The sequence below is a fragment of the Amycolatopsis sp. PSD-21 genome (assembly GCF_055561455.1).
Window position 1 is genome coordinate 7916411 of sequence record NZ_CM145712.1, and the last position, 25753, is coordinate 7942163.

The window sequence follows — 25753 nt, forward strand, 5'->3', positions numbered from 1 at the left end:
TCAGTCCTCTGGATGCGCTCCTTGCGCGTGCAACTACCGCATCCAGAGGACGAAACGCATCAGTAGCAGCGGTCCGAAGAGATCCGGTACGTGTAGTTGTTCGACAGGTTGGACGTCACCTCGAACCGGATCTTGTGATACACCGGCGGCTCCCCGAGCACGCCGTGCTTGACCGTGCGCTCCTTGCCCGGCGCGATCGCCCCGCTCCAGAGGCCCTTGTCGAAGACGTCGTCGATGATCTGGACGAGCATTCCCCGGTAGTCGTGGTTGTGCACGGTGATGTCGATGCTCTGCCCCGCGCTCACCTCGACGACCTTCGTCTTCCCGCCCATCAGCGGCCCGCCCTCACAGACCTTCGACGCCGCCGAAGCGGACGGTGCCATCAGCAGGGTGCCGGCCAGCGCGACCGGGACGACGGCGAACAGCTTCTTCTTCATCGGTTCCCCACAACGGTCTTGACGACATTGGACTGGACGGCCAGATCGAGGCCGATCTTCATGTTCCCCCCGCAATAGGCCTTCTGGCCGTTCTTGAAATGCACCGTCAGATCCCCGGCGCATTCGAACACCTTGACGTCCCAGGTGCGCGTGCCCGGTTTGAGGCAGATCGCGTCCTTCCCGGCCCGGCGCATCCAGCCGTGGTAACCGGATTCGCAAGTAATGATCGGATCACTGCCCGAAGCGGGCGCCGGAGCCGCCTGTGCGGCGGTGGCCGGCAGGAGCGCCACGGTGAGCGCGGCCCCGGCCAATGCGGCGACCTTGACGTACGGACGCATGGATTCCCTTTCCGCAAATAATGTGAGAGTGTTTCGGAAAATCCCCATCCGGAATTCCCGGACGCCGAAGACGTTAAAGGCCGTCGGACCGACGCCGGAAGCGATTCACGGCCGCGAAATGGCCATGGCCGAGGAATCACCGTCCACGCAGGTCAGCGCTTTGGCCATCGGCCCGGATGGTCAAATGACGCGGACCGAGAAGAACACCGCGCGGGTGTTCGGCAGCAGGATTCGCCCCTGTTCGTCTGCCATCTTCCAGTACACCTGGCAATGCCCGGGCGCGTCGGGCGCACGCACCTCGACGGAGACGCGCACCCGCTCGCCGGGCGCGGTCTGCGGCACGGGCACGCGATCGGGCGTGCCGCATTCGCCGGGATTCCCGAACGATCCGGCGCGGACCAGATAGCGGCCGATCCATCCGACCGTTCCCGCGTTGCGGAATTCCCACGTCTTCACGAAGGTCGAGCCCGCCGCGACCTCGCTGCCGTCGGGCACGGTCACGTCGGCGACGAATTCCGACGCGTCGCCGGCCGGGGCGGCGGGCTCGGCACCGAACGGCGCGGCGAAGACGAACACCAGCGCCGCGACCAGGACGATCGCCACGGCTCCGGCGAGGAGGAACGCCGTCCGGCGCGGCTTCACGGCGACCGGTCCCGGTCCGGCGGTCACCGCGTCCCGTGCGCGTTCCCATTCACCGCGCCATTCGTGGCGGACCTCGTCCTCGTCACCCCCGAGCACCCCGGCGGCCAGCACGCGGACGAACTCCCAGGTCGTCTCCCAGCTGGGCAGCCGCTCACCGCGGGCGGCGGCCGAAAGCGCGGATTTCGACGCGAGCGCGCCGTACTCGTCGCGCATGCGGTCGTAGGAAGGGTCACCGGCGGCCCGTTTCAGCTCCCACAGCCGCCGCGCGAACTCGGCGACGGGTCCGCTGTCCTCCGCCGGACCCCGCGCGACCCGTCCGCGGCGTCCGGGCGTCCGCTCGACGTCCATCGTTTCCCACGATATGACCCGATGGGCGGGAAGACCCGGCGGCATCCCGCCCCCGATCGAGTGGCGGCGCACGGTGGTGACGGGACGTCCCCGCCCGATCACCCATAAAGTGGGCGAATGCAGGCTTCCAAGATCGCGCGCGCCTGGTTCGGCCTGACCGCGCTGGTGGTGATCGCCGGGCTCGCCGCGCAGATCCCGGTCTCCGCGGGCACGACCGGCGGCGTCTTCCACACCCCGGCCGGGCGGGTGGCCAACCTGCTGGCCTTCTTCACCATCGACTCGAACATCCTGGTCGGCGCCGGCAGCCTGCTGCTCGCGCTCGGTGTCGCGGGCCGGTCGACGCTGTTCGGCGTGCTGCGGCTCACCGGTCTCGTCGGCATCACCGTGACGGGTGTCGTCTTCCAGGTCGCGCTCGCCGATCTCTACGAACTGCACGGCTGGGCGGTGTTCGCCGACACGATGTTGCACAAGGTGTCGCCGTTGATGTGCGTCGCGGGCTGGCTGCTGTTCGGGCCGCGCGGCCAGCTGTCGTGGCGGGTCCTGTGGTGGTCGCTGCTGTATCCGCTGGTCTGGCTCGCGGTCACGCTGGTGCGCGGCGCGATCATCGGGTTCTACCCGTACCCGTTCGTCGATCCGGGCATCAACAGCTACGGCGGTGTCGCGTTCAACTGCGTGCTGATCGGGGTGCTGTTCATCGGTCTCGCGGCGGCCGCGGTCGGCTTCGACCGCACCTTCAGCCGCCGCGATGACACCGACGACTACTTAGCCCCGGACCCGCCGGAAAGCGTTGAGCGGATCCGCGACGCCGGCACGTACTAGCGTCCGCACCGCGCCGAGCCGCGGGTCCACCGGTTTGCCGGCGGCCACCCGGTGCATCTGCTGGGTGTGCCACTGGATCTCGAGCAGGCTGTCGGCCAGCCGGAGGCCGGTCTTCGGCGCCGTGCGCCGCGCGTGGACGTCCTCGCCGTCCAGGAGCCGCCCGGGCAGTGCCGGGTCGACGATCAGCGGCCTGCCGAGGCCGATGACGTCCAGCGCGCCGGAACGCAGCGCCTCCGCCATGCCTTGCGCGCTGGTGAAGCCGCCGGTGACCATCAGCGCGACGTCGGAGACCTGCCGCGCCTTCGCGGCGTAATCGAGGAAATAGGCCTCACGGCTGAGAGTGCTCGCCTTGGCCGACCCCATCATGGCGGCCTTCTCGTAGGTGCCGCCGGAGACTTCCAGCAGGTCGATCCCCGCTTCACCCAGTTCTCGGACGACTTCGAGCGATTCCTCCTCGCTGAAGCCGCCGCGCTGGAAGTCCGCGCTGTTGAGCTTGACCGTGATCGGCACCGAGTCGCCGACCTCCGCACGCACGCGGGCGACGACTTCGAGCAGAAACCGGCGCCGGCGGAGCGCGTCACCGCCCCAGCCGTCGGTACGCCGGTTGGTCAGCGGCGACAGGAACTGCGAGACGAGATAACCGTGCGCCCCGTGGATCTGGACCCCGGCGAACCCGGCGTCGACGACGGTCCGCGCGGCCACGCCGAACCGGTCGATGATCGCTTCGATCTCGTCGGCGGTCAGCGCCCGCGGCGTCGCGAACACCGAGCGGATGCCGCGATCGCCGAAGGGCACCGCCGACGGCGCGACCGGCTGACGGGACAGGAAACGCGGGCTCTGCCTGCCGGGATGGTTGAGCTGGACCCACAACCGGCTCTCGGTCCCGTCCGCCGACCGCGCCCACGGCTCGAACGCGGTCGCGTCCGGCTCCCGGGGCACCGCGACGTTGCGCGGTTCACCCAGCGCGGTCGGATCGACCATGACGTTGCCGGTGATCAGCGTCCCGGCACCGCCTCGCGACCACGTCCGGTACAGCTCGGCCAGCTCGGCGGTCGGCCGGTTGCGGCGATCGCCGAGCTGCTCGCTGAGCGCGGCCTTGGCCAGCCGGTTCGGCAGGATCGCGCCGCACCGCAGTTTCAGCGGTTCGGCCAGCAGTTCCTTGGGCTCGCTCATCCGCGCGTCCTCCCACCGTTACCTACTGGGCAGTATCCCTACTCGAAGTAACATACTCGCGGTATGTCGAGTACTCAAGGCGCGCCGGCACCGAAGGGGTTGTCGATCACGTAGCGCCAAAGCCCGTCCTCACCACGCCTCGCGACGTCGGTGGCCGTCGCGGCGAGGTGGCCCTCGATGACCCAGTCGACGATCAGTAACGCCAGGTCACCGGCCACGTGCACCTGACGCGGAGTGACCTTGATGGGCTGCCCGAGCGCGAGGATCCCGCCGTTCGCGGCCCGGCGTTCCGCGCCGCTCACCCGCACGCCGTCCCGGCGGACGAACACGGCGTCGGGCTCGTAGACCGTGTCGAGGATTTCGGCGGATCCGGTGTTGAAGGCGGCTTGGAAGACGAAGGGATGTTCGGCGGCGTCGGCGGTCAGCGGCACACTGGACGAATGCGTCATGCGGACAGCGAAACCGACCGCGAAGCAGGTCACCAAACGGAAACCTTCGACCGCGAACTCGTCCCCGACGCGCGCGGCCGCACGCGGCGGCCGGAGCCGGACTGTCCCGTCGAGGTCGCGCTCGCCGCGATCTCGGGCCGCTGGACGACACTGGTCCTTCGGGAGCTGATGGGCGGTCCTCGATCCTTCAGCGACCTACGCGCGGCATTACCCGCCCTGTCCGCGAAGGTGCTGACAGAACGCCTCGGTGACCTGACCGCGCGACGCCTCGCCGTCCGCGAGGAGCTGCCGGGCTTCCCGAGCCGGACCAGCTATCGACTCACCCCGGCCGGCCTGGAACTGCGGCCGCTGCTGATCGAGCTGTACCGCTCGGGTTCGGCGCTACTGGCCGAGTAAGCGCGGCGCGACCGGCTCCACCCGCACGCGCGCCTTCGCCTCTTCGGCCATCTTCCGCGCCCAGGCCTGCAAGCCCGGGATGTCGATCCCATGCGGCCGGGCTTCGCGGAACGGCTCGATGTTCTCGGCGCCGCGCTCCAGCAGCGACGCCGCTCCGTTCCCGTTCCCCCTGGCCGCGTGGGTCAGGCCCACGGCGAGCTGCGCGAGCCCGCGCCACAGCTCCCGCTCCGGGCCGTCGGTGGATTTCCACGCGTCCTCGAACACCTCGTGCGCGTGGAACGGACGGCCCGCGTCGAGCAGGCGCTGCGCCTCGGAAACGGTGTCCTCGGGGCTGCGTTCGATGCCCTCGGGCTGCCGTTCGACACCGTCGGCGCCGTACGGGAGCGGCCTGCCGAGACCGTCCCGCGGGCGCGCGTTACGGGCTCGTCCGGCTTCGTCACGGTCCCGGTCGGTCATGCCGTCATTGTCCCACGCGGGTATCCTGGGCTCTCGTGCGCTTTCTCGACGGGCACCGACCCGCTCACGACCTGACCTACGACGACGTGTTCCTCCTGCCGAACCGGTCGGACGTGGAGTCCCGTTTCGACGTCGACCTGTCCACTGTGGACGGTACCGGCGCGACGATCCCGATCGTGGTGGCCAACATGACCGCCGTCGCGGGCCGCCGGATGGCCGAAACGGTCGCCCGGCGCGGTGGGCTCGTCGTCCTCCCCCAGGATGTCGACGTGGCCGCGGTCGCCGACATCGTCACCTGGGTCAAGAGCCGTCACACCGTCTGGGACACCCCGCTCGTGCTGACCGGCGGAGACGCGGTGGCCGACGCGCTGAACCTGGTCGGCAAACGTGCCCACGGCGCCGTCGTCGTCGTGGACGAGGACGGCAAGCCCGTCGGCGTCGTCGACGAAGCGGCTTGCGCCGGCGTAGACCGCTTCGCGCGCCTCGCCGACGTCGCGGAGCCCGCGGTCGTCACGGTTCCCCTGGACACGCCGCCGCGCGAGGTGTTCGAGCGCCTGCACGACCACGGCGGCCGTCTCGCGCTCGGCATCGACGAAAACGGCAGGCTCGCCGGCGTCCTGACCGAGATCGCGGCGCTGCGCGCGGAGATCTACACCCCGGCCGTCGACGACGGCGGCAACCTGCGCGTCGCCGCGGCGATCGGCGTGAACGGCGACGTCGCGGCGAAGGCCGAGGCCGTCCTCGCGGCGGGCGTCGACGTGCTGGTCGTCGACACCGCGCACGGCCACCAGGAGAAGATGATCTCCGCGCTGAAGGCCGTCCGGTCGGTGAACCCGCGGGTCCCGGTCGTCGCCGGGAACGTGGTCACCGCCGAGGGCACGCGCGACCTGATCCACGCGGGCGCGGACGTCGTCAAGGTCGGCGTCGGCCCCGGCGCCATGTGCACGACCCGGATGATGACCGGCGTCGGGCGCCCGCAGTTCTCCGCCGTCGCCGAATGCGCGGCCGCGGCGCGTGAGCTGGGCAAACACGTGTGGGCGGACGGCGGCGTGCGGCATCCGCGCGACGTCGCGCTCGCGCTTGCCGCGGGCGCGTCGGCGGCGATGGTCGGCTCCTGGTTCGCCGGCACCCACGAATCCCCCGGCGACCTGCGCTACGACGAGCAGGGCAAGCCGTACAAGGAGTCGTTCGGCATGGCGTCGAAGCGCGCCGTCGGCGCCCGCACGCGTACGGACAATGTCTTCGAGCGCGCCAAGAAGGGCCTGTTCGAAGAGGGCATCTCGGCGTCGCGGATGGCGCTGGACCCGGCTCGCCCCGGCGTCGAAGACCTGCTCGACTCCATCGGCTCCGGTGTCCGCTCCGCCTGCACGTACGCGGGCGCGCGCACGCTGGAGGAGTTCCACGAGCGCGCGCTGCTCGGCATCCAGTCCGCCGCCGGTTTCGCGGAAGGACGTCCGCTGCCCTCGGGCTGGTGAGACCCGGAGGGAGTCCTCTTGGGACTGTCCCAAGAGGACTCCCCAGCCCCGGTTATCCGTGATCCTCCAGCATTTCCGTGACGAGCGCCGCGATCGGCGAGCGCTCGGAGCGGGTCAGCGTGACATGCGCGAACAGCGGGTGACCCTTGAGTTTCTCGATCACCGCCGAAACGCCGTCGTGCCGCCCGACCCGCAGGTTGTCGCGCTGCGCGACGTCATGCGTGAGCACGACCCGCGAAGCCGTGCCGAGCCGTGAGAGCACGGTCAGGAGCACGTTGCGCTCCAAGGACTGCGCCTCGTCGACGATGACGAACGTGTCGTGCAGCGAGCGGCCGCGGATATGGGTCAGCGGAAGCACTTCGAGCATGCCACGGTCGAAGACCTCGTCGAGGACGTCCTGGCTGACCAGCCCGCCGAGGGTGTCGAACACCGCCTGCGCCCACGGCTGCATCTTCTCGCTCTCGGAACCGGGCAGGTAACCCAGATCCTGGCCGCCGACCGCGTACACCGGCCGGAACACGACGACCTTGCGGTGCTGGCGGCGTTCCATCACCGACTCCAGCCCCGCGCAGAGCGCGAGCGCCGACTTGCCCGTGCCCGCTCGTCCGCCCAGCGAGACGATGCCGACGTCGGAGTCCAGCAGGAGATCCAGCGCCACCCGCTGCTCGGCCGACCGGCCGTGCAACCCGAACGCCTCCTTGTCACCCCGGACGAGCCGGATCCGCTTGTCCGCGGTGACCCGCCCCAGTGCGCTCGAACTGCCCGCGAGCAGCCGCAAACCGGTGTGACAGGGCAGTTCCCCGACCTCCGGCATCCCGAATTCCGCCGGATCCACGGAAGACCCGCTGAACAGCGCGTCGACCAGGGTCTGCGGGACGTCCACGTCCGCCATACCCGTCCAGCCCGAGGGCGTCACCTCCTGCGCGCGGTACTCGTCGGCTTCGAGGCCGACGGCGCCCGCCTTGACGCGCAGGGGGATGTCCTTGGTCACCAGCGTGACCGACGCGCGTTCCGCCGCCAGGTTGAGCGCGCAGGCGAGGATGCGGTGGTCGTTGGAGTCGGTGCGGAAGCCGACCGGGAGCACCGTGGGGTCGGAGTGGTTCAACTCCACCTGCAGGGTGCCGCCGTGCTCACCGATCGGGATCGGCGCGTCGAGCCTGCCGTGCTGACGACGCAGGTCGTCGAGCATGCGGAGCGCTTCGCGCGCGAACCACCCCAGTTCGGGATGGTGACGTTTCGCCTCCAGTTCACTGATGACGACCAGCGGGAGCACGACCGCGTGTTCGGCGAAACGAGTCACCGACCAGGGGTCAGAGAGCAGGACCGACGTGTCGAGCACGTAAGTGGACCGCTGGGATTCGGGCGAGATCGAGGCTTTCTCCGGGCCAGAGGCACCGGTCGAAGAACGGCCAGAGGCCTTGCGGGGTGAACGCTGCGCAGTCACGACGGCATCTCCCTCGTGGGCGTGGCACCACGCCCGCACTCGCTGGGCCGGGCACCTCCCTGGCTGACCGTTCCTTCCGACGTCTTGCGACGTCAGTCGGCACGGCCGCGAGGGCCGGGTGCCGGCCCCCTCGTGCATCCACTGGGCGGCTGTGCCGCCCTGTCGACAACCGCCACGACCAGGGCCTCCCGCGAGAGTCCGCATGGGACGCGAACCCTCACTTCCGGAAGGTACCTGCGTCCGGCCGATCGCGCAGGCAGCCACCACGGTGATTCGCCAAACCGTCATCTCACTGTCGGTCGCATGACATCAACGCCTGGTCACCATCACGGTGTGTAGTGATGATCTCCATTCAGGGACGCTCGACGACGTGACCCGGATGGATTAACGCGACGCAGGGCGTTCACCTGATGAGACGGCGGGTTCTACCACGCATCGTCGCAGGACGCATTTTGTGCCCGAGACAGAGAACCGGACCGAGTGAAACGCGCCTTTTCCGGCTCACACAATGGGCTTACGAGACGGTCACAAATCCTGAATAGCGAGTAATTTTCTCACTGCGGGACACCCCCACCGGATTCGGTGCCCCCGATCCCTGAACATCTCTACTTAGGAGTGCGAAGTGCTGAAGAAGGCTGGTTTCGTTTCCGCCGTCGCCGCGGGCATCATGATGGTCGGCGGGACCGCGTTCGCCGCCACCGGTGAGACCTCGGGCACCCCGGACCCCACGTTCGGCGACGCCTACAACACGTTCATCGAGGGCGGCGGCGCGCTGGGCTACGGCGCCGCTTCCCTGGTCGCCGGCGCCTACACGGGCGTCGTCCTGACCCCGGCCCTGCTGGCCCACTCGCTGGAGCACCACCACCACTGATCCCGGTGTGAGACGTCGAAGGCCCCGGAGTGCACGCCGGGGCCTTCGTCATGTCCGGGGTCAGGAACCGAAGCGCCGGTGCCGCCACGCGTAATCGCGCATCGCCCGCAGGAAATCGACTCGGCGGAACGCGGGCCAATAAGCTTCGGTGAACCAGAATTCCGAATGCGCCGATTGCCAGAGCAGAAATCCGGAAAGCCGCTGCTCACCCGAGGTGCGGATAATCAGATCCGGATCCGGCTGGCCCGAGGTGTACATGTGTTCGGATATGTGGTCGACGTCCAATATCTTCGCGAGCTCGCGGATCGAGGTGCCTTCGTCGGCGTGCTGGAGCAGGAGTTTGCGGACCGCGTCGGCGATCTCCTGACGCCCTCCGTAACCGACCGCGACGTTGACCTCCATCCCGGTGCGCCCCTCGGTGCGCTCCGCGGCCGCGCTGAGCGCCTTCGCGACCTCCGGGGGCAGCAGGTCGAGCGCTCCCACGATGCGGAGCCGCCACGGCGTGTGCGGGGCCGCGAGCTCGTCGGTGACGTCGGTGATGATCTTGAGCAGCGGGCTCAGTTCCTCGGCCGCGCGGCCGAGGTTGTCCGTCGAAAGCAGCCACATGGTGACGACCTCGACGTCGGCCTCGTTGCACCAGCTCAGGAAGTCGGCGATCTTCTTGGCGCCCGCGCGGTGCCCGTCGGCGACGTCGGTGAAGCCCGCTTCGCGCGCCCAGCGGCGGTTGCCGTCCAGCATGATGGCGATATGGCGTGGATGGCGCCCCTTGGCCTGCTGGATCAGGCGCCTGCCGTAGGCGCTGTACACGACGTCTGACAAGAAGGACCGAAGACTCACGCCAGTGGAGACTAGTCACCTCGCGAGCCTCAGTGGGACGCGCCACGGACACTGGCGAAAAACCTACGGTGCCGTAACCTGGGTGAGTGAGCGTAGTGACCGAACCCCAGCCGTCCGGCCCCACGCCCGTGGTGGACACGCGTCCTCGGTTGCGTGGGCACATCCACTTCTGGTCCTTCTTCGGCGCTGTCGCCGGAGCGGCGACCCTCATCAGCCTCGCGGCGTCCACAGTGTCCGGTATCGCCGCTTTGTCCACTTCGGTCTACGGATTGACCGTCCTCGGCGTCTTCGGCGTCAGCGCGCTGTACCACCGTCGCTTGTGGAGCCCACGAGCATACGAATGGATGAAGCGCGCCGACCATTCGATGATCTTCCTGTTCATCGCCGGCACCTACACGCCGTTCACCCTTCTGGCCATGTCCCAGCCGACCGGGTACATCGTGCTCGCGATCGTGTGGGGCGGCGCGATCGGCGGCGTCACCCTGAAGATGCTGTGGCCGAACGCGCCACGCTGGCTCGGCGTGCCGATCTACATCGCGCTGGGCTGGGTCGCCGTCTTCGTCCTGCCGGAGCTGGCCACGCACGCCGGCGTCGCGGCGCTCGTCCTGCTCTGCGTCGGTGGCCTGTTCTACACGCTGGGCGCGGTGTTCTACGCGGTGAAGTGGCCGAACCACTTCCCGGACACCTTCGGGTACCACGAGTACTTCCACGCCTGCACGGTTCTCGCCGCGGTCTCGCACTACATCGCGATCTGGCTGGCGATGTACGCGTAACTCGCGTGATCAGGCGCGTAACTCGCGTGATTGGATGCGTAACTCACGTGTGGCGCGCCTGAACACGCGAGTTACGTCTTCAATCACGCGAGTTACGTCTCTGATCACGAGTGCGGCACCAGCGTGACCAGGACGGACACACGCGTGTTCCCTCTGGCACAAGAAAGTGCCTTCTTCCGGCGCCTCGACCGGAGCGCCATGATCGCTCCATGGCCAAGAACGCACCGCCCCGCCGCCTCGACGACGCGGCCCTCAGCGACTTCCTCGCGCAGCACACCTTCGGCGCCCTCGCGACCCTCAAGCGCGACGGCCGCCCGCATCTCTCCACCGTCGTCTACACCTGGGATCCCGAGAGCCGCGAGGTCCGGGTGAGCACGACCGAAGACCGGCTCAAGGTCAAGCAGATCCGCAACAACCCGACCGCATCGCTCTACGTCTCCAGCGCCGACCACTGGAAATTCGCCGTCGTGGAAGGGAAGGCCGAACTTTCCGAAGTCACGCGAACACCGGGCGACGCGGCGGGCCTCGAGTATCTCGCCGCACAGCGGCAGAAGCCGGAAGACGAGGCCGAGTTCCTGGAGACCATCGCCGCGGAGCGAAGGCTCTACATCACCCTCAAAGCCGACAGACTCTATGGAACGGCCCTCGACATCGCTTGACGCGGTCAGTCCCGCAGCATCGGAGCCGCCAGGTACTGCTCGGGGATGGCGAACGCGTCCACGAGGGTCCGCGCGTGCGGGCGCAGGTCGGCGCACAACGCGTTCACCGCGGCGGTGACGGCCTTCGAACGCCCCGAGGTCAGGCGCCCGTGTTCGAGGAACCAGCCCCGGTCCGCCTCGATGTTCGCGAGCGCGTAGAGGTCGCAGACCCGCTCCAGCAGCTCGCGGGCTTCGCCGTCGGCGCAGCGTTCGATGGCGTCGATGAACGCTTCGAGCACGACGCGGTCGACGTGTACGCGTCCGGCGCGCAGCACGTGGTCCTGCGCGTCGTTGAAGACGCCGAAGGGGTTCGAGGCCGCCTTACGCAGACGCTGCGCGACACCGCCGAGTACGTGCTCTTCGCGGTCTTCGAACAGCTTCAGGTGCCATTCGCGCGAGTAGAGGACATCGCCGTCGTCGGCTTCGGTGAGCCGCTCGACGACCTTGCGCGCGGACGTCCGTTCGATCACGGCCTCGACGAACTGCTCCGCCACGAACCGTGCGGTCGCGAGCGGGCTGAGGTCCTCGAAATGATCCTTGTAGCTGGTCAGCAGGCCCTTCGCGACCAGTTGCAGCAGCACGGTGTTGTCACCCTCGAAGGTGGTGAAGACGTCCGTGTCGGCTTTCAGCCCGGCGAGCAGGTTCTCCGAGAGATAGCCGGAGCCGCCGCACGCCTCGCGGGCGGCCTGGATGGTCGCGGTCGCGTGCCAGGTCGAGACGGCCTTGATGCCCGCGGCGCGTGATTCCAGCTCGCGCTGCTCCTCTTCCGGCGCGTCCTCGGCGATGTCGTTCAGCTTCGAGACGAGCGCTTCCTGCGCGAAGTGCAGCGCGTACGACGTCGCCAGCGCGGGCAGCAGTTTCCGCTGGTGGGCGCGGTAGTCGAGGATCACGACCTCCTCGCCGTCGGGCCGCGCGAACTGCCGCCGCTGCTCGCCGTACCGGACGGCCAGGGCGAGCGCGCGTTTCGTCGCGCTGCCGGCGCTGCCCGCGACACTGACCCGGCCCCGGATGAGCGTGCCGAGCATCGTGAAGAACCGGCGGCCGTCGCTCTCGATCGGGCTCGTGTACGTGCCGTCCTCGGCGACGTCACCGAACCGGTTGAGCAGTGCCTCCCGCGGAACCCTCACCTGAGTGAAAGTGAGCCGCCCGTTGTCGACGCCGTTGAGGCCCGCCTTGCGGCCGCAGTCCTCGATCTCGACGCCGCTCGCGCCGTCGCCGCGGATCGGCACCAGGAACGCGTGCACGCCGCGCGACTCACCACCGGTGATCAGCTGCGCGAACACCACCGCGAGTTCGCCGTCGCGGGCGGCGTTGCCGATGTACTCCTTCATCGCGCCCCGGTCCGGCGTGTGCACGACGAACTCGCGCGTCGCCGGGTCGTAGGTCGCGGTGGTGCGGAGGTGCTGGACGTCCGAGCCATGGCCGTGCTCGGTCATCGCGAAACAGCCCAGCAGTTCCAGATCCTTGATCTTGCGCAGGTAGCGCTCGTGGTGGCGTTCCGTGCCGAGCAACTGCACCGCGCCGCCGAACAGGCCCCATTGGACGCCGGCCTTCACCATCAGCGAAAGATCGCCGAAGCCCAGCATCTCGAACGACATCACCGAGCCGCCGACGTCACCGCCACCGCCGTACGCCGGGTCGAAGCCGAGCCCCGGCCGATCGGTGCGGGCGAGCAGCCGCAGCCATTCGAGCACCTGGACACGGTGCGCTTCGACGTCGAGGTCGACGGGATCCTTGAAATCCTCCGCCGCCATCTGCGCGCGCACCGCGCGGCGGAGTTCGGCCCACCGTCCATCGAGGACGGTGGTCAGCGCGTCCGGGTCGATCTTCGCGGGAAGTCCTGGTGTGTCCACGATTCCTCCGATGCGGTGCGGTCTGCGTTCAGCCTGCCGCACCGCATCGGGGGGCGCAGCCCGAATCAGACCGGCCGCCCGTTGATCGTCGTGTTCTCGAACCGCAGGTCATCGACGTGTTTCAGGACGTTTGCCGTGTTCGCGACGCCGTCGAAGCGGCAATCGCTCACCCGCAGCCCCCGAACGTGTGAGTTGGGCAACCCTCGGACGTTGAACGCCGCTTGCCCGCAGCTCGTGCTCGCGGAGTCGCTGATGGTGAACGGCCCGAACCGCGGGACGTGCGCGCCGGTCTGTCCGTTGTAATCCGGCAGGACGTACGCGACCGAGCGGGCGAACGTGCCGGAGACACCGTGGAGGTTGACGTTCTCGGTGAACCCGCCGCGCAGGGTGTTCGACTTGACGTACAGCCCGTATTTCGTTTCGCCGGTGACGGTGAGGTCGTACGCGTAGACGTCGCGGATGCCGCCGGTCTGCTCGCTGCCGCAGGTGATCGCGCCCCAGTTGCCGTCCATCACGCAGTTCGCGACGACGATGTTCCGGCACGGCACGCCGACGCGGCGCCCGTCGTCGTCCCGGCCCGCTTTGAGCGCGACGTTGTCGTCGTGCGCCCCGAGGTGGGAGTTCACGATCACCACGTGGTCGCAGGACTCCGGATCGCAGGCGTCGGTGTTGGAGCGCGCGGTGCTCGCGTCCGTGCGGACGCCGTCGATCGTGACGTTCCGGCAAAGCGTGGGATGCAGCTGCCAGAACATCGGGTTCTTCAGCGTGACGCCCTCGATGAGCACGGTGTCGCACGAGTACGGCTCGACGAACGTGGACCGCATCGCGTGCCCGGAGCCGGGAACGATCCGCTTCTCCGGCGGGACGCCGGCCGCCACCAGCGATTCCAGGTACTCACGGTCCTTGCCCTTGTTCCAGGACGCCGTGCCCGCCGCGTCGAGCGTGCCCTTCCCGGTCACCGCGATGTTGGATTCCTTGTACGCGTAGATCATCGGCGACCGGTTGACGCACTCGATGCCCTCGTAGCGGGTGAGCACGTTCGGGAACTTCGAGGCGTCGGAACCGAAGGCGAGCACGGCACCCGCCGCGAGGTGCAGGTCCACGTTGCTCTTGAGATACACGGCGCCGGTGACGAAGGTGCCTTCCGGCACGACGACGTGCCCGCCGCCGCGCGCGTTGGCCGTCTCGATCGCCTTCTTGATCGCGGCGGTGTTGTCGGTCTTGCCATCACCCTTGGCACCGAACCCGAGGACCGAGAACGTCCGGTCCGGGAAGACCGGCCGTTTCGTCCGCGCGACGATGCCGTTGGCCGCGGGCCAGGGGAGAGCGGGGGCCGCCGAGGCGGTGGGCGCGAGCAGCGGGCTCGCGGCCACCACGAGACCGCCCTTGATCAGCCAACGCCGGGAGATTCTGCCGTCCATGACGCCATCTTTCGCAAGAGGACTTCGGTGAAGACGGCGGAATCCCGACTCTAAGGGCGGACCCCGGGCTCAGGAAAGGTCCGGTCCCTGTGAGCGGAGATCGTCGACCTTCGTCATCGCCTCCCGCAGCTCGGCGAGCCAGGCGTCCGCGTGCTCCCCGACCAGCCGGACCGCCCAGGCGAGCGCCTCCGACCGCGACCGCGCGACGCCCGCGTCGACGAGAGTGTCGAGGACCAGGCGTTCGGGTTGCCGCAGCCTGGTCATCACCGGCGCCGAATGCGTGGTGAACAGCTGCCTCGTGCCACCGAGGCTCGCGCCCCAGGCGACCTTGCGCTGATACCGGTGCTCCGCCTGGCGCGCGATCTCGATCCGCTCGTCGCGGGTCTCCTCGCGGAACCGGCTGATCCGGCCGTCCTCGGCCGCCGCACGGGCGGCGTCGTCGGCGTACTCACCGGTGAGCGGCGGGAGCTCGCCGACGACGACTATCTCCTCGCGATCCACCGTGACCTCGGGATCTCCCGTGAACCAGCCCTCCGGGAGCCGTCCGCCGAACCACGCGGCCGCGTCGTCCGCCGGCGGGATGTCCGCCTGCTGCCAGCCGCCCCGGCCCTTCCAGCCTCCGCGTCCCATCCGCCTCGCCGCCCTGAAGTAGGTGTGCATGCTCGCCTCCGCGATTACATGATTACAACGCTACCGACGCTACGCCTGCAATAACCGCTTATCACGCTTGTTCTCCCCCGGCGAAACCCAGGGCAACCTGATGACCTGCGCGGACGTGTTCCCACCAGCAGTCGACGAGGAAGGGGAACCTCATGCTGAAGAAGGCCATGATCGGCGCTCTCGTGCTCGGAGCGGCCCAGCTGGCGGTGGTCGCGCCGGCGGCGGCGGAAGCCAAGGACGTGTCCTGGTTCTTGAGTCCGACCGAAGTCGAACCCGGCGGGCAGATCTACGCCGAGACGAAGGCCGCGATGGGCGGCTGCGGACCGGCGACCCCGGTGACGTCGCCGGGGTTCGCGGCGCCGCTCCAGTGGACGATCGGCGGCAACTGGGGGAAGTCCGCCGGCTACGGCAAGGCAGGCAAGACGCCGGGCAAGTACACGGCGACGTTCACCTGCTTGGACGGCACGAAGACCTCACGCGCCTTCACCATCATCGGAACGCCGCCGACATCCACGAAACCGCCGAAGCCGACCAAGACCACTACGACCACCACGACCAAACCGAAGCCGAAGGCGCCGCAGGTCGCGGTGAAGCCGGTCGGAGCTCCGCAGACCGGCGGTGGTCACGCCCCTATGGCGTGGGACTGGTGAGCTGAGCGCGCAGTTCCTCCGCGCTGGTGACGGGCCGCTCGCACACGTACCCACGGCACACGTACGCCGCGGCGGCACCGTCGACCAGCGGCCGATCGGCCAGCAGCGGCACTCCGTCCGCGTCCGGCATGCCGCTGACGACGACGGCGCCGTCCGGCAGCGACCTGAGGGCGGCGGCCAGCAGCTCCGCGCGCGAAGCGGCGTCCGGGCCGACGACCGCAACCTGCACCGGACCGGCGGCGGCCGCCTCGGCGACGGTGAGCCAGTGCCCGGCGAACCGCGGCGCGTGGGCGGCGAGCCGTCCCGCCCGCGCCAGGGCCTGCTCGGCCGCCTCGCGATAGCGGCCGACCCGGTCGTGCCCGGCCAGCACGGACGCCGTCAGCAACGCGTTCGCCAGCGCCGAAGCCCCCGAAGGGCTCGCGTTGTCGGTCGGGTCGGAAGGCCGCTGCACCAGGACTTCCGCGTCGTCGGCGGTGTCGTAGTAGGCCCCCGTCGCTTCCGGGATGCCGAAGTGGGCCAAGGCGAGGTCCAGCAAGGTGAGCGCGTCGGCGAGCCAGCGCGGTTCGCCGGTCGCCTGGTGGAGTTCGAGCAGACCCTCGGCGAGGCACGCGTAGTCCTCCAGCACCCCGGCCGTCGTGCCGACGACGCCGCCGCGTGAAGTCCGGCGCAACCGTCCGCCGACGAAATGGGTGTCCATCAGGAAAGCCGCCGCGCGGGCCGCCGCTTCGATCCACTGTGGACGGTCGAGTCGCGCGCCCGCTTTGGCGAGCGCGCCGATGGCGAGCCCGTTCCACGCGGCGATGACCTTGTCGTCACGGGCGGGCTGCGGACGTTCGTTTCGCGCCGTCAGCAGCGCACGACGGACGCGCTCGTAACGCGGTTCGTCCTCTGGATGCGGCTCACGCAGCCGCAGGGTCGACGCGCCGTGCTCGAAGTTCCCCCGTTTGGTCACCTGGAACAGCCCGGCCGCCCAGGCGCCGTCCTCCTCGCCGAGCACTTCGGCCAGCTGCGCGGGAGTCCAAACGTAGGTCAGCCCCTCGACGCCCTCGGTGTCCGCGTCGAGCGACGCGGCGAAACCGCCTTCGGCCGTGCCGAGGTCGCGGAGCAGGAACTCCGCGGTCTCCTCGACCGTCCGCCGCGCGTACTCGTAACCGGTCACACCGTGGAACTGCGCGTAGAACCGCAACAGCAAACCGTTGTCGTACAACATCTTCTCGAAGTGTGGCACTTCCCAGCGCGCGTCGACCGAGTAGCGCGCGAAGCCACCCGCGAGCTGATCGTTCAGGCCGCCCAGCGCCATGGCCGCGGCCGTGTGCTCGACCAGGTCGAGGCCGGAGCCGGTGCGCTCGTGATGGCGCAGCAGGAAGTTCAACGCCATCGTGGGCGGGAACTTCGGCGCTCCCCCGAAGCCGCCGTTGCCGGTGTCGTACTCCTTGCGCAGCGTGGCGACCGCGGACTCCAGCGCGGCACCGTCCACAACGGACTCCGGCAGCGGTCCGCTCTTCTCGGTGAGGTGGGCGATGATCTGCCGCGCACCGGAGCGCAACTCGTCCGGCCGCTCACCCCAGGCTTCGGCGACGGCGACGAGCAGCTGGGAGAACGACGGCATCCCCGGTCGCGGTGACGGCGGATAGTAAGTACCGCAATGGAACGGTTCACCGTCCGGGGTCAGGAAACACGTCATCGGCCAGCCGCCCTGACCCGTCATCGCCTGGGTGGCCGCCATGTACACCGAGTCGATGTCCGGGCGCTCCTCGCGGTCCACCTTGATGCTGACGAAATTCGCGTTCATCAGCGTGGCGGTGGCCTCGTCCTCGAAGGACTCGTGCGCCATGACGTGACACCAGTGGCAGGCCGCGTAGCCGACCGAAAGGAGGATCGGCACGTTCCGCCGTTTCGCCTCGGCCAGCGCTTCCTCACCCCACGGCCACCAGTCCACCGGGTTGTCGGCGTGCTGCAGCAGGTACGGACTGGTCGCGGCCTTCAGGCGGTTCGACATGTCACCAGGGTCGCACGCGGAAAAGCGGGCGCGCAGAACGGCCGTCTGCGCGACACTCCTCCGGTGCTCCTGACCATGACGACCACCCGGAACCCGGCCACCGACCTCGGCTTTCTCCTGCACAAGCATCCGGAGAAGGCGCAGTCCTTCACGCTCTCGGCCGGGACGGCGCACGTCTTCTACCCCGAGGCGTCCGGCGAGCGCTGCGCCGTCGCGCTGCTGGTCGAGCTCGACCCGGTCGAGCTCGTGCGCGGCGGTGGCACGTCGCTGACCCAGTACGTCAACGACCGGCCGTACGCGGGCGGCTCGTATCTGGCGGTGGCGCTGCGGGCGGTGTTCACCACGGCGCTCGCGGGCCGGTGCGCGAACCGGCCGGAGCTGGTCGACGAACGGTTCCCGTTGGAGATCCGCGTCCCGTCGTTGACCGCGCGCGGTGGCGCGGAGGTCGTCCACAAGCTGTTCGAGCCGCTCGGCTGGCACGTCGAAGCGAAGGCGATCCCGCTCGACCCCGAGTTCCCGCAGTGGGGTGATTCCCGCTACGTCGATCTCCGGCTGACCGGGACCCAGCGGGTCGTCGACGCGTTGCGGCACCTGTACGTCCTGCTGCCCGCCCTCGACGGCGACAAGCACTACTGGATCGGCCAGGACGAGGCCGACAAATTGCTGCGCGCCGGCGAGGGCTGGCTCGCGGAGCATCCGGAACGGGACCTGATCACCAACCGGTATCTCGAACGACGCCGCCCGATCGTCTCGTACGCGCTCGCCCGGCTTGCCGAGGCGGACGACGTGCCCGCCGAGGCCGAAGCGCGTGTCACCGAGCTGCCGGACCGGCCCGAACCGCTGGCCGTCCAGCGTCAGGGCAGTGTGCTCGCGGCGCTCCGGGCGGCGGGCGCGCGACGCGTGCTCGACCTCGGCTGTGGCGGTGGCGCGCTGCTGCGCGTGCTCGAGAAGGAGCCGTCGTTCACCGAGATCGTCGGTGTCGACGTGTCCGCGAGCGCGCTCGACATCGCCGAGAAGCGACTCAAGGACAAGTCGCGGATCACCCTGAAGCAGTCCGCGCTGACCTACGCGGATCCGTCGCTGGCCGGTTACGACGCGGCCGTGCTGATGGAGGTGATCGAGCACGTCGACGAGGAGCGCCTGCCCGCGCTGGAGCACGCCGTCTTCGGTGTCGCCGCGCCGCGGACCGTGCTCGTCACGACGCCGAACGCCGAGTACAACCGGCACTTCGAGTTCCTCGAAGAAGGCCGGTTCCGGCACGCGGACCACCGTTTCGAGTGGACCCGCGAGCAGTTCCGCTCGTGGGCCGACGGCGTCGCGGCACGACAGGGCTACGACGTCCGGCACCTGCCGGTGGGACCGGAGTCCCAGGAATCAGGACCGCCGACCCAAATGGCGGTCTTCACGTCTCGGAAGGAGGCCGTGGCATGAAACTGACCATTCCCGACATGTCCCTCGTCGTGCTCGTCGGAGCCTCCGGCTCCGGCAAGTCGACCTTCGCGCGGACACATTTCGCGCCGACCCAAGTACTGTCCAGCGACTACTTCCGCGGCCTGGTGGCCGACGACGAGAACGACCAGAGCGCGTCGGCCGCGGCGTTCGACGTGCTCCACTACGTCGCGGCGAAGCGGCTCGAAGCGGGCCGGATCACGGTGATCGACGCGACGAACGTGCAGCGCGCGTCGCGGGCGAGCCTGTTGAAGCTCGCGAAGGAGTACGACGTCCTTCCGACGGCGATCGTGCTCGATCTGCCCGTGAAGGTCTGCCACGAACGCAACGAGGCCAGGCCCGACCGCGACTTCGGCGAACACGTCGTCCGGCGTCAGCGCGGCGAGCTGCACCGCTCGCTGAAGTCGTTGGAGCGCGAGGGTTTCCGCCGTGTACATGTGCTGCGGAGTGAGGTCGAGGTCGCCGAAGCGGAGATCGTCGTCGAGCCGCTGCGCAACGACCGCCGCGAGCTGACCGGGCCGTTCGACGTGATCGGCGACGTCCACGGCTGCCGCGAGGAACTGGACGAACTGCTCACCGAACTGGGTTACGTCGACGGTGTGCACCCGGAGGGCCGGACCGCGGTGTTCGTCGGCGACCTCGTCGACCGCGGCCCCGACACACCGGGCGTGCTGCGCCGGGTGATGGCGATGGCCGAGGCGGGCAGCGCGCTGGTCGTCTGCGGGAACCACGAGCAGAAACTGGTCCGCGCGCTGAACGGGCGCAAGGTCAAGGTGGCGCACGGCCTCGCGGAGTCGCTGGAGCAGCTTTCCGCGCAGGACGAGGGCTTCCGCGCGAAGGCGCACGCCTTCTGCGAAGGACTCATCGCGCACTACGTCCTCGACGGCGGCAAGCTCGTCGTGGCGCACGCCGGCCTGCCCGAGAAGTTCCACGGGCGCGCGTCCGGCCGGGTGCGCAGCACCGCGCTGTACGGCGACACCACCGGCGAGACCGACGAATACAGCCTGCCGGTGCGGCTGCCGTGGGCACGCGACTACCGCGGCAAGGCGATGGTCCTTTATGGACACACGCCGACACTGGAACCGGAGTGGATCAACGGGACCATGTGCCTCGACACGGGCTGTGTCTTCGGCGGCAAGCTGACCGCGTTGCGTTACCCGGAGCGGGAAGTCGTCTCGGTGAAGGCGAAGAAGGTCTGGTACGAGCCGTCACGCCCGCTCGAACCGGCGCGGCCGCTGGGCGGGCGCGAGCCGGCGGTGCTGGAGCTGGGCGACGTCACCGGGAAGCGGATCGTCGAGACGCGGCATCACGGCCGGGTCGGTGTCTCCGCCGAACAGTCGGCGGCGGCGCTCGAGGTGATGAGCCGCTTCGCCGTCGATCCGCGCTGGCTGCCGTACCTGCCGCCGACGATGGCGCCGTGTTCGACGTCCGAGGCGGACGGCTACCTCGAACACCCCGAGGAGGCTTTCGCCGAGTTCCGCGCCGCGGGTGTCGACCACGTCCTGTGCGAAGAGAAGCACATGGGCTCGCGCGCCGTCGTGCTCGTGTGCCGTGACGACGACGTCGCTCCCGCCCGGTTCGGGATCCAGGGGCCGGGCGCGGTGTACACCCGCACCGGGCGGCCGTTCTTCACTCCGGAGCAGAACGCACGGCTGATCGCCGGGGTGCGGGAAGCGGCGTCGGATCTGTTCGGGGAACTGGACACCGGCTGGCTGCTGCTGGACACGGAGTTGCTGCCGTGGAGCGCGAAGGCGGGGTCGCTGATCTCCGGGCAGTACGCGGCCGTCGGCGCGGCGGCCCAAGCCGTGCTGCCCGCCGCCGCCGGCGCGCTGGACGCGGCCGCGGCTCGCGGGGTCGACGTGTCGGAGCTCTTGGCCCGCACCCGGACTCGTGAGTCCACTGTGGACGCGTACCGGCAGGCGTACCGGCGTTACTGCTGGCCGACCGACGGCCTCGACGGTGTCCGGCTGGCGCCGTTCCAGATCCTGGCGTCGGAGGGACACGCGTACCACGACCGGCCGCACGAGTGGCATCTTTCGCTGCTGGACCGGCTCACCGGTGACCTGTTCACACGCACGCGGACGCTGGCCGTCGACACGACGGATCCCGCGTCGGTGGCGCGCGGCGTCGACTGGTGGCTGGACCTGACCGGCGCGGGCGGCGAGGGCATGGTCGTCAAACCGGCGGCGAACCTGACGCGCGGCGCGCGCGGGCTGGTGCAGCCGGGGGTGAAGGTGCGCGGGCGCGAGTACCTGCGGATCATCTACGGACCGGACTACACGCTGCCGGAGAACCTCTCGCGCCTTCGCAAGCGGGGTCTCAACCGGAAGCGGGCGCTGGCGCTGCGCGAATACGCGCTGGGGCTGGAGGCGCTGGAGCGGCTGGCGCGCGGGGAGCCGCTGTGGCGGGTGCACGAGTGCGTGTTCGCCGTGCTGGCGCTGGAGTCGGATCCGGTCGACCCGCGCCTCTGACGCGCTTCGGCTCGTGAGTGGCAAAGACGGTTCTAACCGTCCTTACCACTCACGAGCGTCAGTCGGACTTGGCGCTCGGTTTCTCCGTCTTCGCGACCGGCTCCTCGGCGTCCGCCTTCTCTTCAGCGGCCTCCGGAGCGGCGGCGGGCTCGTCGAAGCTCTCCGGCACTCGCTTCAGGTGCTTGGTCATCGACCGCACCAGCAGCGCGACGGCGATCAGGAACAGGATCAGGATCAGGAAACCCACCGGCGACGACTTGCCGAAGTCCTCACCTTGGCCGCCGTTGTCGCCGTTGCCGGGCTGCTGCGCCAGGAACTGCGACGCCTCCGTCACCGGAATGACGGCGAACGCCGGCACCACGAAACTCATTAGCCCTCCTTCAAGCCGGCGAACAGATCATCCTCCGGCAGGGTGCTGTCCACCAGTGAGCGGACCAGCTCGTACTCCTCGGTCGGCCAGACCTCGCGCTGCAGGTCGCGCGGGACGGCGAACCAGCGGCTGTTCGGGTCGATCTGGGTGGCGTGCGCCTTGAGCGCCTCGTCACGCTGCTCGAAGTAGTCGCCGCATTCGACGCGGGTGGTCACCCGCTCCATGACGTCGGCCTTCTCCGGATCCCACGACTTGAGCCACTCCTCGTACGGCGACTCCAGGCCGCGTTCGAGCAGGGCCTCGTGGAACACGGTCATCCTGGCGCGCGAGAACCCGTGCACGTAGTACAGCTTCATCGGCTGCCACGGCTCGCCCGCGTCCGGGTAGCGCTCCGCCTCGCCAGCGGCGTCGAAGGCCGCGACCGAGATCTCGTGCGTGCGGATATGGTCGGGGTGCGGGTACCCGCCGTTCTCGTCGTAGGTGACGATCACGTGCGGGCGGAACTCGCGGATGACCTTCACCAGCGCACCGGTGGACTCCTCCAGCGGGATGACCGCGAACGAGCCCTCCGGGACCGGGGGCAGCGGATCGCCCTCGGGCAGCCCCGAGTCGATGAACCCGAGCCAGGTGTGGCTCACGCCGAGGATCTTGGCCGCGCGGGCCATCTCCTCCCGGCGGATCTCGGTCATGTTGGCCACGACCTCGGGACGGTCCATGGCCGGGTTCAGCACACTGCCCGCTTCGCCGCCGGTGCAGGTCACGACCATGACCTCGTGCCCTTCGGCGGCGTACCTGGCCATCGTGGCCGCACCCTTGCTCGACTCGTCGTCGGGGTGCGCGTGCACCGCCATCAGGCGGAGGCGTGACTTCGGCGGTTCATTGGCTGGCACCATGCTCCGAACGTCCCCTTCTCGTTCCCTATTCCCCTGCGACCCTGCCTGACGGCCCGCCCGGCCGGGCGCGGATACTCGAGGGGAACCACTCGCATACGACCCCCATTGTCCCTGCGAGTACGACGAGACCCACCGGGAGGCCCGGGTTGAGCACGGGACAGGACGCTCCCAGCGCGGAAAGCACCCGGACGGACGTGCCCGAGGACCGCTACGGCAAGACCCGCGCCGCGAAGCCCGCCCGCTGGCGGCGCCTGGTGTTCGCCGTGGTGGCGCTGCTGGTCAGCGGCGGGATCGCCTATGTCGCGTACACGAATTTCGGCAGTGCGCCCATCGAGGGCGAACGCGTCTCGTTCGACGAGAAGCCGGGCGACGCGATGGAGATCACGATCAACGTGACCAGGGACGATGTGAACCGCCCCGGCGTCTGCGTCGTCCGGGTCCGGGACAAGGCGGGGGCCGAAAGCGGCCGTAAAGAGGTCCTGATTCAGCCTGGTTCGAAGAACAGCAGGGTGACGACCACCATCAAGAGCATCGGAAGGCCGGTCACGGCTGATATCTTCGGGTGCTCATACGACGTACCACGGTACCTGTCAAGGCCATAGCGGCCAACGGGGTGAAACGGGCGCCCAACGCCGAGGCGCGACCGAATTCCACCGGCGGCGATGCCTCGCGCCGTGTTACTCTGATCTACCGGCACGGCCCAAGACGGGCCGTGTTTTTCCTTTATCTCAGCCAGGCCGGCGCGCCATGCCGGTCCGGTGGCCGGCTTGTACACCCAAGCCTGGCAGGCCCTACTAGGAGATGGTGACCGTGAGCGACACAAAGGTGACCTGGCTGACCCAGGATGCCTACGACAGGCTCAAGCAGGAACTCGACCATTACATCGAGCTCCGCCCGGTCATCGCTGCGAAGATCAACGACAGCCGGGAAGAGGGCGACCTCAAGGAGAACGGCGGCTACCACGCCGCCCGCGAGGAGCAGGGCCAGCACGAGGCCCGCATCCGCCACCTCCAGGAGCTCCTCCGCTCGGCCAAGGTGGGCGAGCCGCCCGCCAACGACGGCAGCGCCGGACCGGGCAAGGTCCTCACCGTGCGTTACGACGGTGACGACGAGGACGAGAACTTCCTCCTGGCGACCCGCGAAGAGGGCACCGAGGGCGACCTCGACGTCTACTCGCCGGAGTCCCCCCTCGGCAAGGCGCTGCTCGGCGCCAAAGAGGGCGAGACCCGCGAGTACGAGCTGCCCAACGGCAGCATCCAGAAGGTGACCCTCGTCAAGGCCGTGCCGTACACCGGCAAGTGAGCCACTCCGCGCGCCCGGCCCCGATATGGCCGGGCGCGCATACGAGCCGTTAGCGTGACCTCCGGAGAATTCTGGAGGGAACGATGAGCGAGCTACCGATCTGCGTCGCCTGCGGCATGCAGTACGCGGAACCCAGGTCCGATTGCCCGATCTGCGAGGACGAACGTCAGTACGTCCCGCAGGCCGGGCAACGATGGACCGATCTGAACACCGTCCGCGCGAGCGGGACGTACACGGCTCGTATCGAGGAGCAGGGACCCGGCCTCATCGGGGTCGGATCCACGCCCAACTTCGCCATCGGCGAGCGGGCGCTGCTGGTCAAGGCCGAATCCGGCAACTTCCTGTGGGACTGCGCGGGCTTCATCGACGACGATCTGGTCGCGAAGGTCCGCGAACTCGGCGGGATCACCGGTATCGCGATCAGCCACCCGCACTACTACACCACCATGGTCGAGTGGGCCCACGCCTTCGACGCGCCCATCTACCTGCACGAGGGCGACCGGCAGTGGATCGGCAGGCCGGATCCGGCGATCAAGCTGTGGAGCGGCTCGACCCTCGACGTCGCCCCCGGCCTGCGGCTGATCAACCTCGGCGTGCATTTCGCCGGCGGGACCGTGCTGCACTGGCCGGGCGGGGAGAACGGCCGCGGCGCGGTGCTCTCGGGCGACATCCTGCAGGTCATCCCCGACCGCCGCTTCGTCGGCATGATGTACAGCTACCCGAACCTGATCCCGGAACGTCCCGAGGTCGTCCGCCGCGCCGCCGAGATGCTCGACCCGTACGAGTTCGAGGCGATCTACGGCGCCTGGTGGGACGCGATCATCCGGACCGACGGGCACGAGGCGGTCCAGCGGTCGGCGAAGCGGTACCTGAGCCAGGTGGGCTAGCTCCGCGCCGGCCGGGGCGCTCACGACCGACTCCGTCGGTGTCGCGAAAGCCACTTTCGGGACATCTGACGTCGCGAAAGTGGCTTTCGCGACGTCAGCCGCCTGCGCCCCGTCGGCTAGCTCCGCGCCAGCCGTTCCAGCAGCGGCCGTACGCGCGGCGGAACCGGCGTCGACAACGCGATCGACGTCGACGTCCGCCGCACGTACGGCGCGCCGACCACCTCGTCCACCACCCGCTGCAGGTCGTCGTTGTTGCGCGCGACCATGCGCACGAAGAGGTCGCCCTGACCGGTCGTCGCGTAGACCTCGCACACCTCGTCGATCGCGGCCAGCGCCTCCGCCACCTCGGCCCGGCGGCCCTGCGCGATCTCCAGGACGGCGAACGCGGTGAGGCCGTATCCCATCGCCGCGAGGTCGAGTTCGGGCGGGAACCCGCCGAGGATCCCGCGTTCGGTCAGCCGGTCCAGCCTGGCCTGCACGGTGCCCCGCGCGACGCCGAGACGGCGGGCGCATTCGAGCACACCGAGCCGGGGCGAGTCGGTGAGCAACAACAGCAGCCGCGCGTCCAGCGCGTCGAGCGCTTCCGACATCGGGCCTACCTCCTACACAGGTTGTCCACTTTGACTGCGTCACCCGGCCCTC

General features: G+C 69.3%; 27 protein-coding genes. 12 read left to right on the plus strand and 15 right to left on the minus strand.

What is annotated here, in order from left to right:
• Positions 1-59: 59 nt before the first annotated feature.
• From ACZ1DY_RS37175 to ACZ1DY_RS37185, 3 genes are all read right to left on the minus strand, one after another.
• A complete protein-coding gene (locus ACZ1DY_RS37175) occupies positions 60-437 on the minus strand; it encodes a hypothetical protein (RefSeq protein WP_125791894.1) in 378 nt (125 codons plus the stop codon).
• Complete coding sequence (locus ACZ1DY_RS37180; protein WP_192743446.1) at positions 434-775, minus strand: hypothetical protein; 342 nt, start codon at positions 773-775, stop codon at positions 434-436. Before ACZ1DY_RS37180 ends, ACZ1DY_RS37175 begins: the two co-directional genes overlap by 4 nt.
• A gap of 180 nt (positions 776-955) precedes the next feature.
• Entirely contained in the window at positions 956-1765 is an 810-nt protein-coding gene (locus tag ACZ1DY_RS37185; RefSeq protein WP_257484395.1) for an NBR1-Ig-like domain-containing protein, read from the minus strand.
• A gap of 117 nt (positions 1766-1882) precedes the next feature.
• Between ACZ1DY_RS37185 and ACZ1DY_RS37190 the strand changes: the two genes are divergently transcribed.
• Entirely contained in the window at positions 1883-2584 is a 702-nt protein-coding gene (locus ACZ1DY_RS37190; RefSeq protein ID WP_126737498.1) for a Pr6Pr family membrane protein, read from the plus strand.
• Here the strand turns inward: ACZ1DY_RS37190 and ACZ1DY_RS37195 are convergent.
• On the minus strand, positions 2528-3757 hold the full coding sequence (locus ACZ1DY_RS37195) for an NADH:flavin oxidoreductase/NADH oxidase family protein (protein ID WP_465482455.1): 1230 nt from the start codon (positions 3755-3757) through the stop codon (positions 2528-2530). The two genes, ACZ1DY_RS37190 and ACZ1DY_RS37195, sit on opposite strands and share 57 nt — an antisense overlap.
• A 74-nt stretch (positions 3758-3831) precedes the next feature.
• Positions 3832-4206, minus strand: a complete 375-nt coding sequence (locus ACZ1DY_RS37200) for a YybH family protein (protein WP_465482456.1) — start codon at positions 4204-4206, stop codon at positions 3832-3834.
• On the opposite strand from ACZ1DY_RS37200, the gene ACZ1DY_RS37205 reads away from it, so the two are divergent.
• The gene (locus ACZ1DY_RS37205; protein WP_257484392.1) at positions 4198-4602 is read left to right on the plus strand and encodes a winged helix-turn-helix transcriptional regulator; all 405 of its coding nucleotides are present in this window, start codon (positions 4198-4200) and stop codon (positions 4600-4602) included. The genes ACZ1DY_RS37200 and ACZ1DY_RS37205 overlap by 9 nt on opposite strands.
• Here ACZ1DY_RS37205 and ACZ1DY_RS37210 read toward each other — a convergent pair.
• Positions 4588-5058, minus strand: a complete 471-nt coding sequence (locus tag ACZ1DY_RS37210) for a DUF309 domain-containing protein (RefSeq protein ID WP_257484391.1) — start codon at positions 5056-5058, stop codon at positions 4588-4590. The genes ACZ1DY_RS37205 and ACZ1DY_RS37210 overlap by 15 nt on opposite strands.
• A 35-nt stretch (positions 5059-5093) precedes the next feature.
• Between ACZ1DY_RS37210 and guaB1 the strand changes: the two genes are divergently transcribed.
• Positions 5094-6533, plus strand: coding sequence for a GMP reductase (gene guaB1 / locus ACZ1DY_RS37215; RefSeq protein WP_038508412.1), 1440 nt, complete (start codon positions 5094-5096; stop codon positions 6531-6533).
• A 52-nt stretch (positions 6534-6585) separates the two neighbouring features.
• Here guaB1 and ACZ1DY_RS37220 read toward each other — a convergent pair whose 3' ends face one another.
• Positions 6586-7872 carry a PhoH family protein gene (locus tag ACZ1DY_RS37220; RefSeq protein ID WP_126737523.1) on the minus strand — a complete coding sequence of 429 codons (1287 nt, stop codon included), beginning with the start codon at positions 7870-7872 and terminating at the stop codon, positions 6586-6588.
• Between the two features lie 727 nt (positions 7873-8599).
• On the opposite strand from ACZ1DY_RS37220, the gene ACZ1DY_RS37225 reads away from it, so the two are divergent.
• Complete coding sequence (locus tag ACZ1DY_RS37225) at positions 8600-8848, plus strand: hypothetical protein (protein ID WP_257484389.1); 249 nt, start codon at positions 8600-8602, stop codon at positions 8846-8848.
• Positions 8849-8908: 60 nt separating this feature from the next.
• On the opposite strand, the gene ACZ1DY_RS37230 is transcribed toward ACZ1DY_RS37225, so the two are convergent.
• On the minus strand, positions 8909-9685 hold the full coding sequence (locus tag ACZ1DY_RS37230) for an isoprenyl transferase (protein WP_061986121.1): 777 nt from the start codon (positions 9683-9685) through the stop codon (positions 8909-8911).
• 131 nt (positions 9686-9816) lie between these two features.
• Between ACZ1DY_RS37230 and trhA the strand changes: the two genes are divergently transcribed.
• A complete protein-coding gene (gene trhA / locus ACZ1DY_RS37235) occupies positions 9817-10458 on the plus strand; it encodes a PAQR family membrane homeostasis protein TrhA (RefSeq protein ID WP_037342457.1) in 642 nt (213 codons plus the stop codon).
• 209 nt (positions 10459-10667) lie between these two features.
• A complete protein-coding gene (locus tag ACZ1DY_RS37240; protein ID WP_126737505.1) occupies positions 10668-11117 on the plus strand; it encodes a pyridoxamine 5'-phosphate oxidase family protein in 450 nt (149 codons plus the stop codon).
• Between the two features lie 5 nt (positions 11118-11122).
• Here ACZ1DY_RS37240 and ACZ1DY_RS37245 read toward each other — a convergent pair whose 3' ends face one another.
• The 3 genes from ACZ1DY_RS37245 to ACZ1DY_RS37255 form a co-directional block, all read right to left on the minus strand.
• Positions 11123-13009 carry an acyl-CoA dehydrogenase family protein gene (locus ACZ1DY_RS37245; RefSeq protein ID WP_465482457.1) on the minus strand — a complete coding sequence of 629 codons (1887 nt, stop codon included), beginning with the start codon at positions 13007-13009 and terminating at the stop codon, positions 11123-11125.
• A gap of 65 nt (positions 13010-13074) precedes the next feature.
• The gene (locus ACZ1DY_RS37250; RefSeq protein WP_465482458.1) at positions 13075-14430 is read right to left on the minus strand and encodes a glycoside hydrolase family 28 protein; all 1356 of its coding nucleotides are present in this window, start codon (positions 14428-14430) and stop codon (positions 13075-13077) included.
• A 69-nt stretch (positions 14431-14499) separates the two neighbouring features.
• Positions 14500-15060, minus strand: a complete 561-nt coding sequence (locus ACZ1DY_RS37255; protein WP_465485758.1) for a hypothetical protein — start codon at positions 15058-15060, stop codon at positions 14500-14502.
• 182 nt (positions 15061-15242) lie between these two features.
• On the opposite strand from ACZ1DY_RS37255, the gene ACZ1DY_RS37260 reads away from it, so the two are divergent.
• The gene (locus ACZ1DY_RS37260; RefSeq protein WP_465482459.1) at positions 15243-15740 is read left to right on the plus strand and encodes a hypothetical protein; all 498 of its coding nucleotides are present in this window, start codon (positions 15243-15245) and stop codon (positions 15738-15740) included.
• On the opposite strand, the gene ACZ1DY_RS37265 is transcribed toward ACZ1DY_RS37260, so the two are convergent.
• A complete protein-coding gene (locus tag ACZ1DY_RS37265; RefSeq protein WP_465482460.1) occupies positions 15721-17739 on the minus strand; it encodes a thioredoxin domain-containing protein in 2019 nt (672 codons plus the stop codon). The genes ACZ1DY_RS37260 and ACZ1DY_RS37265 overlap by 20 nt on opposite strands.
• A 63-nt stretch (positions 17740-17802) precedes the next feature.
• Here ACZ1DY_RS37265 and ACZ1DY_RS37270 point away from each other — a divergent pair, with 63 nt between their 5' ends.
• Both ACZ1DY_RS37270 and ACZ1DY_RS37275 read left to right on the plus strand, forming a co-directional pair.
• Positions 17803-19170: a 3' terminal RNA ribose 2'-O-methyltransferase Hen1 gene (locus tag ACZ1DY_RS37270; RefSeq protein ID WP_465482461.1), complete on the plus strand. Its 1368-nt coding sequence runs from the start codon at positions 17803-17805 to the stop codon at positions 19168-19170.
• The gene (locus tag ACZ1DY_RS37275) at positions 19167-21659 is read left to right on the plus strand and encodes a polynucleotide kinase-phosphatase (protein WP_465482462.1); all 2493 of its coding nucleotides are present in this window, start codon (positions 19167-19169) and stop codon (positions 21657-21659) included. Before ACZ1DY_RS37270 ends, ACZ1DY_RS37275 begins: the two co-directional genes overlap by 4 nt.
• Positions 21660-21717: 58 nt before the next feature.
• Here the strand turns inward: ACZ1DY_RS37275 and ACZ1DY_RS37280 are convergent, their stop codons facing one another.
• Positions 21718-22029, minus strand: coding sequence for a hypothetical protein (locus ACZ1DY_RS37280; protein WP_126737512.1), 312 nt, complete (start codon positions 22027-22029; stop codon positions 21718-21720).
• Entirely contained in the window at positions 22029-22922 is an 894-nt protein-coding gene (mca, locus tag ACZ1DY_RS37285) for a mycothiol conjugate amidase Mca (RefSeq protein ID WP_126737513.1), read from the minus strand. The genes ACZ1DY_RS37280 and mca overlap by 1 nt, the downstream gene beginning before the upstream one ends.
• Before the next feature lie 146 nt (positions 22923-23068).
• On the opposite strand from mca, the gene ACZ1DY_RS37290 reads away from it, so the two are divergent.
• The 3 genes from ACZ1DY_RS37290 to ACZ1DY_RS37300 all read left to right on the plus strand — a co-directional run bounded on the left by ACZ1DY_RS37290 (position 23069) and on the right by ACZ1DY_RS37300 (position 25111).
• Positions 23069-23524: a DUF4307 domain-containing protein gene (locus ACZ1DY_RS37290; protein ID WP_126737514.1), complete on the plus strand. Its 456-nt coding sequence runs from the start codon at positions 23069-23071 to the stop codon at positions 23522-23524.
• A gap of 199 nt (positions 23525-23723) precedes the next feature.
• Positions 23724-24224, plus strand: a complete 501-nt coding sequence (greA, locus tag ACZ1DY_RS37295) for a transcription elongation factor GreA (protein ID WP_016337198.1) — start codon at positions 23724-23726, stop codon at positions 24222-24224.
• 83 nt (positions 24225-24307) lie between these two features.
• On the plus strand, positions 24308-25111 hold the full coding sequence (locus ACZ1DY_RS37300; protein ID WP_126737515.1) for an MBL fold metallo-hydrolase: 804 nt from the start codon (positions 24308-24310) through the stop codon (positions 25109-25111).
• A 116-nt stretch (positions 25112-25227) separates the two neighbouring features.
• Here ACZ1DY_RS37300 and ACZ1DY_RS37305 read toward each other — a convergent pair whose 3' ends face one another.
• Positions 25228-25701, minus strand: coding sequence for an Lrp/AsnC family transcriptional regulator (locus tag ACZ1DY_RS37305; RefSeq protein WP_126737516.1), 474 nt, complete (start codon positions 25699-25701; stop codon positions 25228-25230).
• Positions 25702-25753: the final 52 nt, after the last annotated feature.

Excerpts from the sequence above, each read along its gene's own strand:
- ACZ1DY_RS37175 (WP_125791894.1), bottom strand. The coding sequence starts at position 437 with ATGAAGAAGAAGCTGTTCGCCGTCGTCCCGGTCGCGCTGGCCGGCACC.
- ACZ1DY_RS37180 (WP_192743446.1), bottom strand. The coding sequence starts at position 775 with ATGCGTCCGTACGTCAAGGTCGCCGCATTGGCCGGGGCCGCGCTCACC.
- ACZ1DY_RS37185 (WP_257484395.1), bottom strand. The coding sequence starts at position 1,765 with ATGGACGTCGAGCGGACGCCCGGACGCCGCGGACGGGTCGCGCGGGGT.
- ACZ1DY_RS37190 (WP_126737498.1), top strand. The coding sequence starts at position 1,883 with ATGCAGGCTTCCAAGATCGCGCGCGCCTGGTTCGGCCTGACCGCGCTG.
- ACZ1DY_RS37195 (WP_465482455.1), bottom strand. The coding sequence starts at position 3,757 with ATGAGCGAGCCCAAGGAACTGCTGGCCGAACCGCTGAAACTGCGGTGC.
- ACZ1DY_RS37205 (WP_257484392.1), top strand. The coding sequence starts at position 4,198 with ATGCGTCATGCGGACAGCGAAACCGACCGCGAAGCAGGTCACCAAACG.
- ACZ1DY_RS37200 (WP_465482456.1), bottom strand. The coding sequence starts at position 4,206 with ATGACGCATTCGTCCAGTGTGCCGCTGACCGCCGACGCCGCCGAACAT.
- ACZ1DY_RS37210 (WP_257484391.1), bottom strand. The coding sequence starts at position 5,058 with ATGACCGACCGGGACCGTGACGAAGCCGGACGAGCCCGTAACGCGCGC.
- ACZ1DY_RS37240 (WP_126737505.1), top strand. The coding sequence starts at position 10,668 with ATGGCCAAGAACGCACCGCCCCGCCGCCTCGACGACGCGGCCCTCAGC.
- ACZ1DY_RS37250 (WP_465482458.1), bottom strand. The coding sequence starts at position 14,430 with ATGGACGGCAGAATCTCCCGGCGTTGGCTGATCAAGGGCGGTCTCGTG.
- ACZ1DY_RS37255 (WP_465485758.1), bottom strand. The coding sequence starts at position 15,060 with ATGGGACGCGGAGGCTGGAAGGGCCGGGGCGGCTGGCAGCAGGCGGAC.
- ACZ1DY_RS37260 (WP_465482459.1), top strand. The coding sequence starts at position 15,243 with ATGCTGAAGAAGGCCATGATCGGCGCTCTCGTGCTCGGAGCGGCCCAG.
- ACZ1DY_RS37265 (WP_465482460.1), bottom strand. The coding sequence starts at position 17,739 with ATGTCGAACCGCCTGAAGGCCGCGACCAGTCCGTACCTGCTGCAGCAC.
- ACZ1DY_RS37275 (WP_465482462.1), top strand. The coding sequence starts at position 19,167 with ATGAAACTGACCATTCCCGACATGTCCCTCGTCGTGCTCGTCGGAGCC.
- ACZ1DY_RS37280 (WP_126737512.1), bottom strand. The coding sequence starts at position 22,029 with ATGAGTTTCGTGGTGCCGGCGTTCGCCGTCATTCCGGTGACGGAGGCG.
- mca (WP_126737513.1), bottom strand. The coding sequence starts at position 22,922 with ATGGTGCCAGCCAATGAACCGCCGAAGTCACGCCTCCGCCTGATGGCG.
- greA (WP_016337198.1), top strand. The coding sequence starts at position 23,724 with ATGGTGACCGTGAGCGACACAAAGGTGACCTGGCTGACCCAGGATGCC.
- ACZ1DY_RS37300 (WP_126737515.1), top strand. The coding sequence starts at position 24,308 with ATGAGCGAGCTACCGATCTGCGTCGCCTGCGGCATGCAGTACGCGGAA.
- ACZ1DY_RS37305 (WP_126737516.1), bottom strand. The coding sequence starts at position 25,701 with ATGTCGGAAGCGCTCGACGCGCTGGACGCGCGGCTGCTGTTGTTGCTC.